General features: G+C 64.3%; 16 protein-coding genes, 1 tRNA gene and 1 pseudogene. 13 read left to right on the top strand and 5 right to left on the bottom strand.

The window, feature by feature from the left end; translation table 11 throughout:
- Window positions 1–2 precede the first annotated feature (2 nt).
- The 7 genes from GGQ63_RS14195 (at window position 3) to GGQ63_RS14165 (ending at window position 5,631) form a co-directional block, all read left to right on the top strand.
- Entirely contained in the window at window positions 3–329 is a 327-nt protein-coding gene (locus tag GGQ63_RS14195; RefSeq protein WP_183857024.1) for a lipopolysaccharide assembly protein LapA domain-containing protein, read from the top strand.
- Window positions 329–1,285: a bifunctional Delta(1)-pyrroline-2-carboxylate/Delta(1)-piperideine-2-carboxylate reductase gene (lhpI, locus tag GGQ63_RS14190; protein WP_183857022.1), complete on the top strand. Its 957-nt coding sequence runs from the start codon at window positions 329–331 to the stop codon at window positions 1,283–1,285. Before GGQ63_RS14195 ends, lhpI begins: the two co-directional genes overlap by 1 nt.
- 59 nt (window positions 1,286–1,344) lie before the next feature.
- Window positions 1,345–2,028, top strand: a complete 684-nt coding sequence (locus GGQ63_RS14185) for a phosphoribosylanthranilate isomerase (protein WP_183857020.1) — start codon at window positions 1,345–1,347, stop codon at window positions 2,026–2,028.
- The gene (gene trpB, locus GGQ63_RS14180; RefSeq protein ID WP_183857018.1) at window positions 2,025–3,245 is read left to right on the top strand and encodes a tryptophan synthase subunit beta; all 1,221 of its coding nucleotides are present in this window, start codon (window positions 2,025–2,027) and stop codon (window positions 3,243–3,245) included. The genes GGQ63_RS14185 and trpB overlap by 4 nt, the downstream gene beginning before the upstream one ends.
- A gap of 325 nt (window positions 3,246–3,570) precedes the next feature.
- Entirely contained in the window at window positions 3,571–4,413 is an 843-nt protein-coding gene (gene trpA / locus GGQ63_RS14175) for a tryptophan synthase subunit alpha (RefSeq protein ID WP_183857016.1), read from the top strand.
- 11 nt (window positions 4,414–4,424) lie between these two features.
- Window positions 4,425–5,342 (top strand): acetyl-CoA carboxylase, carboxyltransferase subunit beta, encoded by a 918-nt coding sequence (gene accD / locus GGQ63_RS14170; RefSeq protein ID WP_183857014.1) that lies wholly within the window; start codon window positions 4,425–4,427, stop codon window positions 5,340–5,342.
- Between the two features lie 212 nt (window positions 5,343–5,554).
- Window positions 5,555–5,631, top strand: a tRNA-Arg gene (locus GGQ63_RS14165).
- Between the two features lie 493 nt (window positions 5,632–6,124).
- On the opposite strand, the pseudogene GGQ63_RS22415 reads toward GGQ63_RS14165, so the two are convergent.
- Together GGQ63_RS22415 and GGQ63_RS14155 are read right to left on the bottom strand one after the other, a co-directional pair.
- Window positions 6,125–7,144, bottom strand: a pseudogene (locus tag GGQ63_RS22415) (recombinase family protein); the annotation flags it as partial.
- Window positions 7,141–7,461 carry a hypothetical protein gene (locus GGQ63_RS14155; RefSeq protein ID WP_183857012.1) on the bottom strand — a complete coding sequence of 107 codons (321 nt, stop codon included), beginning with the start codon at window positions 7,459–7,461 and terminating at the stop codon, window positions 7,141–7,143. The pseudogene GGQ63_RS22415 and the gene GGQ63_RS14155, both read right to left, overlap by 4 nt.
- A 302-nt stretch (window positions 7,462–7,763) precedes the next feature.
- On the opposite strand from GGQ63_RS14155, the gene GGQ63_RS14150 reads away from it, so the two are divergent.
- Complete coding sequence (locus tag GGQ63_RS14150) at window positions 7,764–8,456, top strand: hypothetical protein (RefSeq protein ID WP_183857010.1); 693 nt, start codon at window positions 7,764–7,766, stop codon at window positions 8,454–8,456.
- A 111-nt stretch (window positions 8,457–8,567) separates the two neighbouring features.
- Here GGQ63_RS14150 and GGQ63_RS14145 read toward each other — a convergent pair whose 3' ends face one another.
- Together GGQ63_RS14145 and GGQ63_RS14140 are read right to left on the bottom strand one after the other, a co-directional pair.
- Window positions 8,568–8,963, bottom strand: coding sequence for an SHOCT domain-containing protein (locus tag GGQ63_RS14145; protein WP_183857008.1), 396 nt, complete (start codon window positions 8,961–8,963; stop codon window positions 8,568–8,570).
- A complete protein-coding gene (locus GGQ63_RS14140) occupies window positions 8,896–9,537 on the bottom strand; it encodes a recombinase family protein (RefSeq protein ID WP_183857006.1) in 642 nt (213 codons plus the stop codon). The genes GGQ63_RS14145 and GGQ63_RS14140 overlap by 68 nt, the downstream gene beginning before the upstream one ends.
- Before the next feature lie 411 nt (window positions 9,538–9,948).
- Here GGQ63_RS14140 and GGQ63_RS14135 point away from each other — a divergent pair, with 411 nt between their 5' ends.
- From GGQ63_RS14135 to GGQ63_RS14115, 5 genes are all read left to right on the top strand, one after another.
- Window positions 9,949–10,182, top strand: coding sequence for a hypothetical protein (locus GGQ63_RS14135; RefSeq protein ID WP_183857604.1), 234 nt, complete (start codon window positions 9,949–9,951; stop codon window positions 10,180–10,182).
- A complete protein-coding gene (locus tag GGQ63_RS14130) occupies window positions 10,179–10,508 on the top strand; it encodes a DUF3768 domain-containing protein (RefSeq protein WP_183857004.1) in 330 nt (109 codons plus the stop codon). Before GGQ63_RS14135 ends, GGQ63_RS14130 begins: the two co-directional genes overlap by 4 nt.
- Window positions 10,508–10,906, top strand: coding sequence for a hypothetical protein (locus GGQ63_RS14125; RefSeq protein ID WP_183857002.1), 399 nt, complete (start codon window positions 10,508–10,510; stop codon window positions 10,904–10,906). Before GGQ63_RS14130 ends, GGQ63_RS14125 begins: the two co-directional genes overlap by 1 nt.
- Window positions 10,907–11,064: 158 nt before the next feature.
- Window positions 11,065–11,838: a hypothetical protein gene (locus GGQ63_RS14120; protein WP_183856999.1), complete on the top strand. Its 774-nt coding sequence runs from the start codon at window positions 11,065–11,067 to the stop codon at window positions 11,836–11,838.
- A 239-nt stretch (window positions 11,839–12,077) separates the two neighbouring features.
- Window positions 12,078–16,031, top strand: coding sequence for an AAA family ATPase (locus GGQ63_RS14115; protein ID WP_183856997.1), 3,954 nt, complete (start codon window positions 12,078–12,080; stop codon window positions 16,029–16,031).
- Window positions 16,032–16,084: 53 nt separating this feature from the next.
- Here the strand turns inward: GGQ63_RS14115 and GGQ63_RS14110 are convergent, their stop codons facing one another.
- Window positions 16,085–16,867: a Fic family protein gene (locus GGQ63_RS14110; RefSeq protein ID WP_246429807.1), complete on the bottom strand. Its 783-nt coding sequence runs from the start codon at window positions 16,865–16,867 to the stop codon at window positions 16,085–16,087.
- Between the last annotated feature and the right edge of the window lie 227 nt (window positions 16,868–17,094).

Here is a 17,094-nt window from a genome sequence, read left to right as displayed (position 1 = left end):
CGATGCGGCGCCTGATCACCGTTGCCGTCGTGCTGCCCGTGGCGATCCTCGTCATCGCCCTTTCGGTTGCCAACCGGACGCCCGTTCGGGTCTCGCTCGACCCGTTCAACCCGGCGGACCCCGTCATCGCTTTCGAGGTGCCGCTGTTCTGGCTCCTCTTCGCCGCGGTCGCCCTCGGCGCGGTGCTCGGCGGCGTCGCCGCCTGGCTGAGGCAGGGTCGCTGGCGCCGCACCGCCCGCCGGCTCCGGGCCGAGATGGCGCGCAAGGAGCGCGGCGCGGCGCCGCCCTCCGTGGCGCTCACCATCCCGCCGCGCCGGAACGCCGCCTGATGCGCATCGTCGACGCCGCGGCGATCGACCGGGTGCTCGACCGCAACGGGCTCGTCGAGGCGCTCCGCGCCGCCTTCCGCGACGAGGTGACGGTTCCCGTCCGGCACCACCACGCCATTCCCCGGCCCGATGCCGGCGATGCCATGCTGCTCCTGATGCCGGCCTGGCAGAGCCGGGCGGGCGAGGGCGGCTTCGGCCATCTCGGCGTCAAGCTCGTCAGCGTCTTTCCCGGCAATGCCGGGAAGGGCGTCGCGACGGTGCAGGGGTCCTATCTCTTGATGTCGGGGGAGACCGGTGCGCCGGTCGCCCTTCTCGACGGGCCCCGGCTGACCCTCTGGCGCACCGCGGCGGCTTCCGCGCTCGCCGCGGATTATCTCGCCCGGCCGGATGCCCGCCGCCTGCTGATGATCGGCGCGGGCGCCCTCGCCGCCCATCTCATCGCCGCCCATGCCGCGATCCGGCCGCTCGAGGAGGTCGCCGTCTGGAACCGGACGCCGGAGCGTGCCGCCGAACTCGCGGCCCGACTCGACCGGCCCGGCCTCTGCGTGCGGGCGGTCGCCGACCTTCCCGCGGCGCTCGGCGCGGCCGACATCGTCTCCTCCGCGACGCTCTCCGCCGTCCCGCTCGTCACCGGCGCGCATCTCTCGCCCGGCGCCCATGTCGATCTCGTCGGCGGCTTCACCCCCGCGATGCGCGAGGCGGACGACGCGGCGGTGCGGCGCGCGCGGGTCTATGTCGACACCCGCGCCGGGGCGAGCGCCGAGGCGGGCGACATCGTGCAGCCGCTCGCCTCCGGTGCGCTCGCCGCGATCGAGGGCGATCTTTTCGACCTCTGCCGCGGCACGGCGCCCGGGCGCAGGAGCGCCGAGGAGATCACCCTCTTCAAATCGGTCGGCACGGCGATCGAGGATCTCGCCGCCGCCGTGCACGTGATCGGCCGGCTCGGCGCGCTCTGAGCCGCGGCGGCACGCGAGGGGTTGGACTCGCGCGCCGCTTCGTGCCACATGCATGCTCCATGCGGACGATCGTGAAGATTTGCGGCCTTTCGACCGAGGAGACGCTCGACGCGGCGATCGCGGCGGGCGCCGACATGGTCGGTCTCAACTTCTATCCGAAGAGCCCCCGCTTCGTGACGCCCGAGCGGGCCGCGGTGCTCGCCGCGCGCGCCCGCGGCAAGCTGGCGGTCGTCGCGCTGACCGTCGACGTGCCCTTGCCGGCGCTCGGCGATCTCGTCGCCGCCGTCGATCCCGACTGGCTGCAACTGCACGGCACCGAGGACGAGGACACGATCCGCGCCGCCCGGCGGACATTCGGCCGCCCGGTGATGCGGGCGGTCGGCGTCTCGGCGACCGGCGATCTCGCCGCCGCGGCGCGCTTCGCGGCCGTCGCCGACCGCGTGCTGCTCGACGCCAAGCCGCCCAAGGGACCGGGCGCCCTGCCGGGCGGCAACGGCATCGCCTTCGACTGGGACCTCCTCGCCGGCCTCGAAGCCGGACCCTATATGCTGTCGGGCGGGCTGTCGGTCGGCAATGTCGCCGCCGCGCTCGCCGCCGCACCGGTCATCGGCGTCGACGTCTCCTCCGGGGTGGAGCGGGCGCCCGGCGTCAAGGACCCCGACCTGATCCACGCCTTCGTTTCGGCCGTAAGGGCCGTTGGGCCGATCGCCGCCCGCAGCCAGCTCGAGAGTATCGCCCCGTGACCGCTCCGACCCTTCCGAACTCGTTCCGCACCGGCCCCGACGGCCAGGGCCATTTCGGCCTCTATGGCGGCCGCTTCGTCGCCGAGACGCTGATGCCGCTGATCCTCGATCTCGAGGCGGCGTGGACCGCGGCGAAGGAGGATCCGGCCTATCGCGAGGAACTGGCTTCCCTGTCCACGCACTATGCCGGCCGGCCGTCCAAGCTCTATCTGGCGGAGGGGCTGACGAAACATCTCGGCGGCGCCAAGATCTACTTCAAGCGCGAGGACCTCAATCACACCGGCAGCCACAAGATCAACAACTGCCTCGGCCAGATCCTGCTCGCCCGGCGGATGGGCAAGACCCGGATCATCGCCGAGACCGGCGCCGGCCAGCACGGCGTCGCGACCGCCACGGTCGCCGCCCGCTTCGGCTTCCCGGCGGTGGTCTATATGGGCGCCACCGATGTCGAGCGGCAGAAGCCGAACGTTTTCCGCATGCGCCTGCTCGGCGCCGAGGTGAAGCCGGTCACCTCCGGCAGCGGCACGCTGAAGGACGCCATGAACGAGGCGCTGCGCGACTGGGTGACCAATGTCGAATCGACCTATTATCTGATCGGCACGGCCGCCGGACCGCATCCCTATCCGGAGATGGTGCGCGACCTGCAGTCGGTGATCGGCCGCGAGGCGCGCGAGCAGATGATCGAGCGCGAGGGGCGCCTGCCCGATGCCGTGCTCGCCTGCGTCGGCGGCGGCTCGAACGCCATCGGCACCTTCCATGCCTTCCTCGACGACCCTTCCGTCGCGATCTACGGCATCGAGGCGGGCGGCCACGGCCTCGACGGCGCGGAGCACTGCGCCTCGCTGAATGCCGGCCGGCCGGGCGTGCTGCACGGCAACCGCACCTATCTGCTGCAGGACGCCGACGGCCAGATCCTCGAGGGCCATTCGATCTCGGCCGGCCTCGATTATCCCGGCGTCGGGCCGGAGCATTCCTGGCTGCGCGACACCGGCCGGGTCAAATATGTGCCGGTGCTCGATGACGAGGCGCTCGAGGCGTTCCAGCTGACGACGAAGCTCGAGGGCATCATCCCGGCGCTCGAATCGGCGCACGCCATCGCCCAGGCGATGAAGCTCGCGCCGCAGATGGGCAAGGACGAGACGATGATCGTCTGCCTCTCCGGCCGCGGCGACAAGGACGTCCACACCGTCGCGAAGCTGATGGGGATGGAGATTTGAGGCGGCGCACCCGGCGCGCATCGGCCCTCTTCCCCTCTCCCGCAGGCGGGAGAGGGGCTTCTCCTCTGCGCCCCCATGCTCGTCCTCAAATAATGGATCCGGGCCGCCGAGTTCAGTCGGTATTCAGACCGAGCGCCGACGCCGCGCCCCCTCTCCCGCGCGCGGGAGAGGGCTTCGCTTCCTGGCGAGCGAAGCGAACCTGGACGCGAAGGGTGAGGGCCTTTTCTTCGCCACGCCGGGGACCTCGCTCACCCTCCCTTCTGCTGCAAGCCGGAGAGGGGGTTCCCCTTCCGCGCCGCACCGCTTCTCTCATGGGTAGCCTCGCATGACCTCCACCCGCATCGACGCCCGCTTCGCCGCGCTCGCCGCCGAGGGCCGGCCGGCGCTCGTCACTTTCGTCACCGCCGGCGATCCCGACCCCGACACCTCGCTCGCCCTCGTCAAGGCGCTGCCGGCGGCCGGCGCCGACGTGATCGAGCTCGGCATGCCCTTTTCCGATCCGATGGCCGACGGTCCGGCGATCCAGGCCGCCGGGCTTCGCGCGCTGAAGGCCGGCCAGACGCTCGCCAAGACGCTCGCGCTGGTGCGCGCCTTCCGCGAAGGCGACGACACGACGCCGCTCGTCCTGATGGGCTATTACAACCCGATCTACAACTATGGCGTCGAGCGCTTCGTCGCCGAGGCGAAGGAATCGGGCGTCGACGGGCTGATCGTCGTCGACCTGCCACCCGAGGAGGACGAGGAGCTCTGCCTGCCGGCGCTGCGCGGCGGGCTCAATTTCGTCCGGCTCGCCACCCCGACGACCGACGAGAAGCGGCTGCCGGCCGTGCTCGCCAACACATCGGGCTTCGTCTACTACGTCTCCGTCAACGGCATCACCGGCACGGCGGCGCCGGACACGGCGCGGGTCGCCGAGGCGGTCGGCCGGATCAAGCGCCACACGGCGCTTCCCGTCGCGGTCGGCTTCGGCGTCAGGACGGCCGAACAGGCGGCGGCGATCGGGGAGAATGCGGACGGCGTCGTCGTCGGCTCGGCGATCGTCGCGGCGATCGCCGGTTCGCTCGACGCTGAAGACCGCGCCACGGAACGGACGCTCTCCGCTGTCACGAGCCTCGTCACCGCGCTCGCGCGCGGCGTGCGCGAGGCCCGGCGCGACGCGGCCGCCTGAGGGATCAGCCGATGAACTGGATCAACGACGTCGTCCGTCCGAAGATCAAGAGCCTGCTCAACAAGCGGGAAGTGCCGGAGAATCTCTGGGTCAAGTGCCCCGAGACCGGCGAGATGGTGTTCCATCGCGATCTCGAGGCGAACCATTATGTGATGCCGAATTCCGGCTATCACATGCGGATGGGGGCGAAGAAGCGGCTCGGCCATTTCTTCGACGGCGGCGAATACGAGGCGATCCCGCTGCCCGAGGCGGCGGCGGATCCGCTGCGCTTCCGCGACGAGCGCCGCTATACCGACCGGCTGAAGGACGCCCGCACCAAGACCGGGCTGCAGGACGCGATCCTCGTCGGCGCCGGCGCGGTCGAGGGCGTTGCCGTGGTCGCCGCGGTGCAGGATTTCGATTTCATGGGCGGCTCGCTCGGCATGGCGGCGGGCGAGGCGGTGATCGCCGGCGCCGAGGCCGCGGTCGCCCGCGGCGTGCCCTTCGTGATGTTCGCCGCCTCGGGCGGCGCGCGCATGCAGGAGGGCATTCTCTCGCTGATGCAGCTGCCGCGCACCACGGTCGCGACCCTGTCGCTGCGCGAGGCGGGCCTGCCCTATATCGTCGTGCTGACCAATCCGACGACCGGCGGCGTCACCGCCTCCTATGCGATGCTCGGCGACATCCAGATCGCCGAGCCGGGCGCGCTGATCGGCTTCGCCGGGCCGCGCGTCATCGAGCAGACGATCCGCGAGAAGCTGCCCGAGGGTTTCCAGCGCTCGGAATATCTGCGCGATCACGGCATGGTCGACATGGTCGTCCACCGCCACCAGCTGCGCCCGACGATCGCGCGGCTCTGCCGCTTCTTCCGCCCGCAGGCCGCGACCCCGGCCCTCGCCGCCCCGGAATCGCTGCCGGCCCCGCTCGAGGAGGCCGCCGCGGCGGAGTGAGGGTGGCGGCTGGCGCGGCCGAGGGTCGGGCGAGCTCGGGTTGAATGACGCGGACGGGACCTCCGCCACTCCGGCCGATCGCTCGCGCTGCGCCGCCCGGCCGTCGCGCCCCGGCAGTGCGTGCCCGGGGCCGACACGACAACGCCGGCATCGCCCATTGAACGCGCGCCCCGCTTCGGCTAAGGAGACGGGGTCGCGACGCGACCCGGCTCGCACCCGTAGCTCAGCTGGATAGAGTGCTGCCCTCCGAAGGCAGAGGTCACAGGTTCGAATCCTGTCGGGTGCGCCAACCACCGATTTTCACCGGAAATTTGACCTAAGACCTTGAAAGGCAAGGTCAGATTTGGGGTTCTAAGTCCCTCATTCCTTACGTATTCGAGGCGAGCCCCGAACACGAGCTTGAGCACTGTTTTTCGGTCTTCGCGCCTCTCGCTACTCCAGAGATTCCAAGGACTTGAGAGGAACGCGAGAGCGGTTCTAAGTGCGCGGTCGCGATTTCCCTTCGGAGCGCCTGCGCTCTCCACCTTCTCACGTATCACGATCTTCTCTTTTTCGAGTTGCGCGATGCGCTGCTCGTAGGTGCTGATCACGCTCGGCAGGCTCGCGTCGAGAATACGCTCCAGCAGCTGCGACACCTGCCGGTCAATCCGGACCAGCTCTGTATTGAGCGCTTTCACCTGCTCCTGTGCGCGTTCAAGGCGGCGCTTCCACAGCTCCTCGAACATGCGCGTCGCGATGCCGAACATCGTTTCGTTGGGCGTCAATGACCGCAGCAGCTTCTCGAAGTCCGCGTGCAGAACGTCACGGCGGATCGACTTGCCGTAGTCAGGGCACCCGCCACGCTTGTTAGGGCAAAGATAGTACGGGTGCCTGCTCATGCGACCTTTCGACCAACAGGCCGTCAAAGGGGTGCCGCAGTGACAGTTCACGAACCCACGTAGCGGGAAGTCGTCGTTATGGTCCTTGCGCGGTTTGGGCGCCGCGCCGCTCAGGCGGTCCTGAATTCTCTGGAAGGTCTCGAAGCTGATAAGCGCCTCATGGTGGCCCTTCGTCAGCGGGACACCCCATCTCGGTGCCTCGACGTAGCCAGCGTAGACCGGGCTGCGCAAGAGGTGACTGACCCATTGCTGGCGAACGATCCCTGACTTCCCCTTGGGGAATAGCGGATTGTTCTGGAGCCACTCGACGACGGCGGCCTGGTTGGTGAAATGGCCGTCAGCGTATCCCTGCATCGCTTCACGGATGACGGAGGCAACCGGCTCCACGGGGCGCAGCATCTGCCCCTGGCCGACGACCCTGTGGTACTCATAGCCAAGCGGCGCATGGAAAACGAAATATCCGCCCATGACGCGCGCCTTCATGCGCCGCAGCGTCTGCTCCGCATTCTTCTGACGGAAGTGCTGGGCGAAAGTCGCGTGGATGTTCTCCACCATCACGGAGTCCGCGTCGTCCTTGAACTCCATCTTGGGACTGACGAGCTTGCCGCCCGCTTCGCGAAGCAGGTCGCGCAAATCCCAGTGGCCCCGCACGTCGCGCGCGAAACGATCGATTGAATCGATGATGACGGTGTACTCGGCAGAACGATGTTTCTTGAGAAACTTCAGCATGGAATCCATGCCGGGCCGCTTCATCACCTCGCCTGTGATGTCATCGGAAAACACCGCATCGACACTGTAGCCCGCGTAGCGTGCGAAGTCGCGGCATGTGGTTTCCTGCGAGCGCAAGCCATCGCCGCGCTTTCCGGCTTTGCCGTCGCTCACCCGCACATAAATGATTGCGGGCTTTTGTCTCTCATTCGTCATCGTCTATCTCCAGGAGCGTCCTCGCTGCTGATTGAATCTGTTGTCTGTGTCGGTGGGCGTAAGTTTACGCCGCTGTGCCCGCTCAACGCGGCCTTTTCGAAGTCTTCTAGGAGTTGCCCACAAGGTTCGAGCGAGAAACCCATCTCGACGAAGCGCGCCATGATCGACCACATCGTCGAGAGGAACTCGAACGCCTGCTCATCGGAAATCTCAAGGTCTTCGAGAAGCGGCTTGTACCGCTCGGCATCGGCAGCCGTGAACTCGACAGCGAAAGGCTGCACTTCACTTCCGGAAGCGTGAGGTTTGTCATTGGCCATGACACACCTCCTTCCGGTCACCTGACAAAACAGTCAGCACAAGATATAGAACAAACAAAGAACAGTCAAGGAAATTATTCCTATTTCGACTGTTATGACTGTTTTGTTCGACGGTCTGTAAGAGGCTATGCAAAATGAGCATTCTTCGAACTCCCTGACGGATTCCCGCTTTGAAAAAAGCGAGAAGAAGAGGTGTTCGAAGGGGCTGATGAAGAGTGGCACCGGGCAAGCCGCAGCGCAAGTTTTCCCTGACGGTGCTTGAACGGCTCAGCGCGAAAAACTCTGACGGGGCGGGGACATAGATGGCGACAGACTCAAGCGAGCGAACGCCGCCGGCAAGCGTATCGGCCTACCAGCGGAACAAGATCATCGACGCGTTCGCGAGCGGCGAGAGCGCGCTCGCCGCCGCGTCAGGCACGAGGCTGCCCTATCACACCGTGCGCCGCCTCTATGAGCTCATCCGGCGCCGGCTGATCGAGATCGGTTACATCTCCTCCCTGGAGAAGCACCTTTCGCAGGCCTTTGCCGACGACGAGGAGGACAGGCTCGACCGGCGTATCGCGGCGCTCCAGCCCGCGCTGAAAAAGCGGCGGGGCGTGACGGAGCGCACTCGCGATGAGCACATCGCCGAACTGCTCTACCGGCAGGAGGAGGCGTGGCGGGTGCCCGCAAACGTGTCGCCCCCCGACCGCTCGCGCGACATTCGCTATATCCTGCGGATGAGCGGCCCGCTCGACCGGCCGCTATCACCGTTCCTCAAGCGCAAGGTCAGCCTGTTCCTTCTTCAGCGCCAGCTCGACACGGCGATGGCCGACATCGAGGCGGCTTATGCCGCCGGCCTCGATGCGTTTGCCCGCGACACGGCGAATACGCTGCCGCCGCGCTTCAGGCCGGCGATACGCGCCGCCGTGAAGGACCAGATGGCGAAGTCTATTTCTTCTTTCCGCCAGCGGATGCGATCGCTTCGTTCTTCCAGGCGGGATTCTGGGAGTTGACCTTCGGCGGATTGGCCGAATTGCGCACCTGATGCTGGATACCGGCGCGGGTGTCTTGATTGGACATGGCATTCTCCATCGGTTGGGAGGACGGTAGTACCGAGAGCGGTACTACCGGGCGGCGCTGCCGGTACTACCGGCGCGTTTCGAGATGACGAGAGCGGCGATGCTGAAGCCGCCGACAAGAAGCGCGATGCCGTAGGAGCCGTAGACCATCGGCCAGTTCACCGCGCTCGTGCGGCAGGCGGCTGCTGACGCGCCGCCCTGCACGCAGCTTTCGATCATGCCGGTGACGACATTCGAGGTGAGGCCGGCCCAGACGAGAGCGCCGACAACACCGAAAATGTTGGTGGCAACGCCGCCCTTCGAGAGCTTGAGCGAGGGCATCGCGGCCGGCGCGGCACTACCGCCGCCATTGCCCAGACGCGCGGCGAGCGCCTCATGTTCCTGCGCGGTGATCTCCCCGCGCGCCAGTCTTTCGTCGAGTATGTCCCTTGCTGTCGGCATGGCTGGTCTTCCCCTTGGGTCGTTTGCTGTTCACGGCGCGCTGGAGCGTCCAGGGATGGACGCCGTAGCGGGTTGCGATCTCGCGCACAGTCTCTCGCTTCTCGCGCAGCAGGCGCGCGGCGCGCTCGACCTGGCGCGGTGAAAGCTTGGGCGGACGGCCGAGCCGCTTGCCACGCTTCCGCGCGGCGGCAAGGCCCTCGCGCGTGCGCTGGGAGAGCAGGCGCCGCTCGAATTCGGCGAGCGCGCTGACAACGGTGAAGAGGAGCGTGCCGTAAGGCGTGGTCGTATCGAGGCCGAGATTGGCGATGTGGATCGAGATGCCGCGCGTGCGCAGGCGGTCGAGTTCGTTGAGCGCATCCTTGGCGGAGCGGAACGCGCGGTCGAGGTCCCAGATGACGAACACGTCGCCGCTGCCGAGCTGCGCGAGGATGCCCTCATAGACGGGACGCACACGCGCCAGCGCGGAGAGCTTTTCGATATGGAGCGCGTCGCAGACATGCCTGAGCCCGTCGATCTGGCGATCGGGTCGCTGCTCGGCCGTGGAGACGCGCAGATATCCGATCCTTCTCACCATCGGGCGCCTGCCTCCTGCACGCCCCGCTGGCCTGCGCAATAAGGACCGTTTTCGCGCCGACGTTCCCAACCCTTTCGAACACGACGAAAATCGAAGGACTGCCTGTTGTTGCGGATGATCGAGTGCATGCCTTGATTTGACCACAAAAACGGTCGTTTCCGCGCAGCGGTGCAAAGATGCCTTGAAGTTATCCGGATGAATTTCCTCTTCCTTCCTCTTCCGGGCACTGGACGCACCAGCCAGTTGATGCGCGAGGATGGCAGGCCGCGCCTGACGCTTCGCTCGCGTCAATGGCCAGCCCGCTCCGTTCGCTGACGCTCCCGTGTCGGCCATGACACGCAAGGCTCAATCGGCCCGCCCCTTTCGACGCATCGGCTGGATCGTCCAGCCCATCAACGAAAGGAAACTCAAATGTCCAACTTCAACAATCGCAACCGCGCTCCCGCGCAAAATCCGCCGCCTTCGGGCAATCCGCCTACGCATGTCGCGAAAATCCGCACCGGCCAGGGCGAGAATGCCAGCTTCGAGCGCATCGGGGTTGCCTGGGCCAGGGAAGACGGCTCGCTCTTCGTCCGGCTTAGCGGCACGCAGATCGTCTCGGAGGGCTTCGCCCTTTATCCGCTGGAAGAGGGAGGTGCGCGATGAGCGCGCCTCTATCCATCGCCGATCTCAACGATGTCCTGCGCATGACCTTCATCGGCGGACGCGTGATGATCACATCGGGCATCGATGCCCTGCCGTTCCCGGTGCGTGAGAGCATCGTCGCGAAGGTGCGCACGTTCGATGCCTTCACGCCGGACAACGACCCTTACGGCGAGCACGATTTCGGCTCGTTCCGGCAGGACGGCGCCGGCACCATCTTCTGGAAGATCGACTATTACGATCCGACGCTGACCGGCGGCAGCGAAGACCCGGCCGATCCGAAGAAGACGGCCCGTGTCCTCACCATCATGCTGGCGAGGGAGTACTGATGCGCTCCTTCGCCGACATCGCGGGCGACGATACCGCCGCCCGTTACACCGCCGAGCTGGAGTCTGCGCTTCTTGCGCAGGCTCTGGCCGATACCGGCGGGCTCGGTGACGAGCGCACCAAGGCGCTGCTGCGTCACTGGATCGCCGGTGTCTTCAACGCCAATGCGGCGGCCTTGGCGAGCCTCGCCGATGGCCGCGGCGCTCTGGCGTGGGAGCCGGACGGGAGCGGATACCGGCTGATCTGGTATGCGCCCACCGGCATGGCGTGTCCGCTCGCCCGGCTCTACGCCCAGGAGAATGGGACGTGGGCTGCGCTCATCGTGGCTGGCGTCCGTGACGATCTCATCGAAGCGATGGCGGCGGCCGAATGGGGTGTTTCCCGTCTGACATCGCCGTGACGAACCGGCCGGGGCACGACCCCGGCCGACTTCGTTTGCCCCTGGCGCGGGAGCGGTCCCGCGCCAGCCCCAAACCCCGCCCGACGGTGGGTAGGCACACTACAAAACTTGACCTTCAAGGGCCGAAAGATAATGCTTACAGAGCGCGAGGGCGGACTGTGAGCATATATACAGCAAGAGACTTTATTGATGAGGGGAAGAAGCATCCCGAGAACCTTTATCTGATACATTATTCGTGTCAGAGCCTCTACGACGACAACGAGGCGCTCTCCCCCCGCATCACCTCGATCGGGATTACGCACTATGCGACGGAGCAGACTGTCAGCTTCTCGACGCATGCGATTGCGGAAGAGCTTCACATTCCACGTGAGCTTGTCATCGAACGTTTCGACGAAGTCGAGCGCCGCCTTCTCCAGGACTTCTACACCTTCGTGCGGGACAGGCGCGACAAGTACTGGGTCCACTGGAACATGCGGAATCTCACGTACGGCTTCGAACATCTTGAGCACCGATATCGCGTTCTCGGGGGCAATGATGCGCCAGTTATTCCAGTAGAAAGGCGGCTGAACCTTAACGATCTCCTAGCGGACAGATATGGCGGCGACTATGCGGCGCATCCTAAGATGACGTCGCTCATGGAACTTAACGGCGGGCGCCACAGGCACTTTCTCACCGGCGAGGAGGAAGTGCAGGCCTTCCGCAACAACGAATTTATCAGGATGCACAACTCCACTCTCTGCAAAGTGGGCTTCCTGCATTCTGTCGTCCGCAAGCTGCTTGCGGGCAAGCTAAAGACGGCATCGCGCGGATACGGCATTGCACTGGACAGGCTTTTCGAAAGCCGGGGCATGAAGAGCGTCGGACTCGTCGCGACGCTGGTGACCATCGGAGTGGGGATATGGCAAATACTCTTGTGGGCAGGATGGAGATAGAATTGATCGCAAGATGTGCGGGGTAGTACCCCGCATCTTGGCAAGGGGGCCGCTGCGCGCCCCCGTTGCATCCCCCAGGCCGTGGCGCTCAAAGGGCATCGAGCCTCATTCGCGCCAATAGACCAGCATTGCGTGCACAGTGTCCGTATACGGAAAATACTCGACAGTGGAAGTGTTTGAGCCTCTAGACTAATATAAGCGGTCTCAACTTAATAACGACGATCCAAACGAGCGATGCGATGAGCGGGCCGGAGCAAGTGACAGTTAATCAGGCGGGGCGGCAGCAGCGCGCCCTCCATCTGCACACGCTCGACAGTCTCTTTTCGGACCTCATTAGCGGCCAGCCGGTTATCGTCGATAGTGGAAGCTTTGAGCTTTCGTCCGGTAACGCCAAATCGATCCTCAACTGGTATCGCGTCAATCGTACCAAATGGCAGGGACGGATGAGCGAAGCGGACGCGGAAGCTATTGTCGAGTGCGTCGGAAAGCCAGTTCCTTCTTTGCCCGTGCCGTCGATCGCGATTGCCAATGCCAATCATCGCCTGAGACTGGTCAGCGTGCGCGCGCATCGTTTCGGTGGACTTCACGCATATGGTTCGGAGTCAGAGGCGCCGCCTGATTTTATTTTTCAACCAAGCGACTCCCTGACCCTGCTCGAAGGCTGGAACGGTTCGGGCAAGACTTCCTTGTTGAATGCGATTGTGTGGTGCCTTACCGGGATGGTTCTCCGCCCGCAGAGAACGCCAGCCAATGGTGCCGAAGAGTTCGACAGCCTTGTCGAACGTGAAGGTGATGAGGGGCCAACTTTCACCGCTCATACGCTGACTCCCGTAACGCCGCTACCCTCGCTGTCTGGTTTCATGCCCGCGCCTGACCAGAAAATCCCTGTTGATACTTGGGTCGAACTTACATTTGCAGACGAAGAAGGCGTTCTACTACCGCCCATACGACGAACTCAGACCCGTACGCAGCGCGGCAAGCTCTCGGAGCAGCCGCCTAACCTCACCTCGCTCGGCGTCGACCCCGTGGCGTTCACCATCAGCACCACCATGCCGGCAGTACTCCAACATCTGCAGTTGGGCGAGGCGTCGGATTTAGGGCGAGCCGTCTCACAGCTTACGGGACTCTCCGAGCTCACCACCCTACAGCGTCATGCTGAACGGGCGTCGACCTACATCAAGGACAAACTGCGCAAACGCGCGGAAGATCGCATTGTTGATGCGGACAACAGGTTCAATGAGGCGGTTCACGATCTGAGGGGAAGGATAGAGGAGTTTCCCGCCATGGCACCGGAGGGTGCATTGCCGGTTCCCACGGCCGACGGGAGGGCCGAAATCGAGGTTGCGCAGCTGCAATCGCACTTCGTCAGTAGAAAGGCCGCCGCCCTGCAGGCCGCGAGGCAGATCATCGGCGGCACGTTTGATCCCGACGACGCTGCTGCGCGTGCAAATCTTGAAGAGAGTATCCCGTTCGCGAGGGCGGAACTCCAGCGTCTTGGCCAACTCGAAAGTGCGGCAAGGCTGGGAGGCCTTGGAAAGCTCTCGGACGACGAGATGAAAGACGCGAATGCTCTCCTCGACGCCATCTTCTCCCAAGCCGCGACCTTGGGAGCGCTAATTTCCGACCCTCCGCTTGCCGCCCGCAAGCATCTCTATGCTTCGGTTGCCTCGTGGGCCTTGGCGAATGGCGTTGCGACCGATGTGCATTGCCACATATGCAACAGCCCGCTGGTTGATCAGATTGACGCCGCCACGGGAAAGCTGGTGCGCGTACATCTGGAGGAGGCTCGCCATGAAGAGCCTGAGCTTTTGTCCCAGACTATCCAGAGCTGGGCGCAACGCTGCAACGCGCTGCTTGCTGACAAACTGCCAGCAGCGCTCCGGGACGAGCGCAGCAAGGATTTGCCTGAGTCCCCTGTCGTGCTGCTCCGTCAAGCAGTATGCGAGGAATTGTTCAGCGCCAAACCCTTCGTCGGAGCGCTATCCGCCTTGCAGGTGGAGACAAGAGCGAACTTCGAAGAACAGGCAAGTCTGCTTCTCGACTATCGGGAGCCTAAACTCTGGAGCGCACCGGAAGGCCTCGGAAGCGATGTCGCTGTGCTGGAGAAGGCTGTCGGGCGGATTCAGCGCGCGATCTCCTTCGCCGCCTGGCGGAGACAGGCGAAGGAGGCACTCGGTACCCTGTTCTCCGCTGTTGTCGGCCGAGATGCCGGGCCCGATCCGGCGACGCAGATGGATACTCAGTCGCCGCTCAGCAGCAAATTAGGTGCCCTTCAGTCGATTGTAGACGGTGCTTCCCCTATTACCGATGCAATCGAGTATTGCGAACGCATGAGCAAGGCGCTTACCGAACGTCGCAAGGCAGAATCTACTATCAAGGCCTGTGACGAGGCCCGGACGGCACTTGCCGAGCTGGAACGCCTTGGCACACTGGCTTCCGCTCAAATCGAGGCTCTTCAGAGGAACCTTGAAAGCAGCGCCGCGCGCTGGCGTGCCAAGATATACATGGCACCCGTTTCCGGCCCGTTCATCAAACGAACGGCCATGAGTGCATCAGGCGTCATCGAGTTTCAGGCGGGAAATGGCAAGATTTCCGCGCCGGCCCAGCATATCTCCAACGCTTCTGCCCTAAGGGCGAGCCTCATTGCGTTTTTTCTGGCGTTCAGGGAGCACGTGCTTCGCGTCAGAGGTGGCCTTGAGCTTCTTCTTCTCGATGATCCGCAAGAGCTCCTCGACGAGCACAACCGTAGCCGGATGGCTGATGTGATTGTGGAGCTCGCCGCGGGTACTGCCCAGCCGATCATTACTACTTACGATCGCAATTTCGCGATGATGATCGCCTCGGAAGCCACGACAAAATGCGCCTTCACCCATCAGAGCATTCATGGGGTCAATGCAAGGCGCGATACGATTGCGCTCGGTCCCGCCAGAAGGCAACTGGATGAGGACAGGCAGGCTTTTGAGCAGAACATCGACGATCATCCGGCTGCCCTGCGATATGCCACGACGACGAGAACCTATATCGAGACGCGTCTGCGCGACCTCTTCGATGATCCAGCCTATCCAGCTTACGCCAGCCCCGCCATGAAGCCCACGCTGGGGGATCATCTGAATTATCTTCGCTCACTCGTCGCGACACCGCCAAGCGCTTTATTCTCTCACGCGTCCGTTACTAAGTTTGCGCGCCATCCCGGATTGGCGGCCGACAGCGAGTGCTACGCGGTCCTCAATGATGCGCATCATACGCCGGGCGCCGTTAGCTACGGCCGAGTGACGGCGGTCGCATCCCACTTGCGAACGATCGCGTCAGGCATAGAAGATCTTCACCGCGCATTCCGGGACTGGCGATCGAACAACCGCCTGCCGCAAGCCCCGGCTAACGACAATCTGCTTCCGCTTACGTCTATTGCGGCCAGCGACAGGCGATTTGTGGTGCATCCAAATCTGGCGGCGTTCAGCGGGCCGGGAACTATCGAAGGGTCGCAGGAGGAGGCAACGGACGCGTTCTCGTCGTCTTGGTTTGATGACAAGTCGCTTTTCTACATCCGCGCGGACAATTTTGGCTTCGCAATTCCGAAAGGATACATTGCGATCGTCGAAGCCACGCCTGCAGCGGGACGCGACCGCAATCTTGTGATTGCACGGAGGAAGGGCGAAACCTTGGCGCGCCGGCTCTTCCGTCAAGGCGATGGTTACGCGCTCGCCGCGGAAACGCCGGACCCGCGTGAAAGTCCGCCGACGAAGATGGTCCGCGGGGAGGATTATGCGCTGCACCGGGTTGTAGGCTGCCTACTCGTTGAGAGCGTGCCACCGGTCAGCGGACGTGAAGCCGTTCAGGTCGATCGCGATAAAATCGTAGATGAGATCAAAGCGGTCTACCGGCTAAACCAGGAAAGTGCTGTGCCGCTCGCGCTACCTGGACAGCTCCTGCTGGGCGGCGAGCATGTGCTCCCCGCGGAACTCGGGCAACACGAAGCGAAGCTTGCGGCGATAACCCTGAAGGATGGCAGCGAATTGCTGAAACGAATTGGTGCCCCGGTCTCTGCCAAATTCCCTTACCTGAGGCATTTTGAGACGATCGGTGGCTTAGGACAATCCATCGTTCTGCAAACTGAAGAGCTGGAAGATGGCATGTGGGACGGCCCCATTGTCGACTATGTTCGCCTTGTCATTGGCGTACTGTACGAAGACTAAAGTATTCTTCACCTGAAAGGAGCTAGCGGGGCATAACGCGCATACGTTTTGCGTTAGTCTCGCTTCTCAGGAAATAGTCCCGGCATCCAGCGCTCGGCGAATTTCGCCGGGAAGGCAAGATGGAGCGGCGCCCGCGTACTTTCGGAAGTGAGCGCGCCAATATCGAGAAGGGCGGAGGTGACGCGCCGGGCGGCGCGTTCGCTTAATCCCAAGAGCGCGACAGCTTCGGCGCGCTGGAGTTCGCCCTGGTAAAGGACGGCCTTGAGGATGAGGTCTGACTTGGAGGGAAGCTCGCCGGCGCGGATGAGTTCTTCGGCCCAGATCATCACGCGGTCGCGCAGGCGATCCGGCTTCATCAGGCTTTCCATGAAGGTGACCTGATCGATGCAGGTTTCCAGAAAGAAGCGGGTGAACTTTGCGAGCTCTTCCTCGCTCAGATTGCCACGGCCGTCGAGGTCGTTGCGGCGGGTCATGTCGCAAGCAGCGAGGTGGTGCTTGTATTTCCTCTCATCGCGGGCAAGGCCGCGCGCGACGGACCAAAGCCCCTTCGTGTCGAGGGCATCTTTGAGCATGGCGTACGACATAAGTCGCGCGACCCGGCCGTTGCCGTCGGCGAAGGGGTGGACCCACAAGAGACGGTGGTGGGCCGCGGCGGCGGCCAAGATAGAATCGATGCGCCCGAGCCTGCGATAGGCGCCATGGAAGCGTTCGAGGAAGCGCGGAACCGCGCCAGGGCTGATCGCAATGTGCCGCCCTACCTGCACGTCGTCTTCACGCAGCGCGCCGGGGATGACCGGTATCTCTCGCCCTGTTGCAGGATCGCTGACGACAAGCAGTTCGGGTGGGAGCAGCTCGCAAAAGCGCCGATGGAGTTCGCGCAGCGCGTCTGGAGATGTGGGAGCCGTAAGCCCGCCCTCATCGATCCATTTCTGGACTGTGATGTGAGCTTTGGCTTCGAGCTGGAGATTTGGCCTGCTGCCGGTTTCGTGGACGCGCAGTTAAGCTAATCCTACCTTCCGCTCGAACTCCATCGGGCTGACGTAGCCGATGGTCGAGTGCCTGC

It is taken from the genome of Prosthecomicrobium pneumaticum (genome assembly GCF_014199915.1).
GTDB lineage: Bacteria > Pseudomonadota > Alphaproteobacteria > Rhizobiales > Kaistiaceae > Prosthecomicrobium > Prosthecomicrobium pneumaticum.
This window is presented reverse-complemented; position numbering and strand designations above follow the sequence as displayed.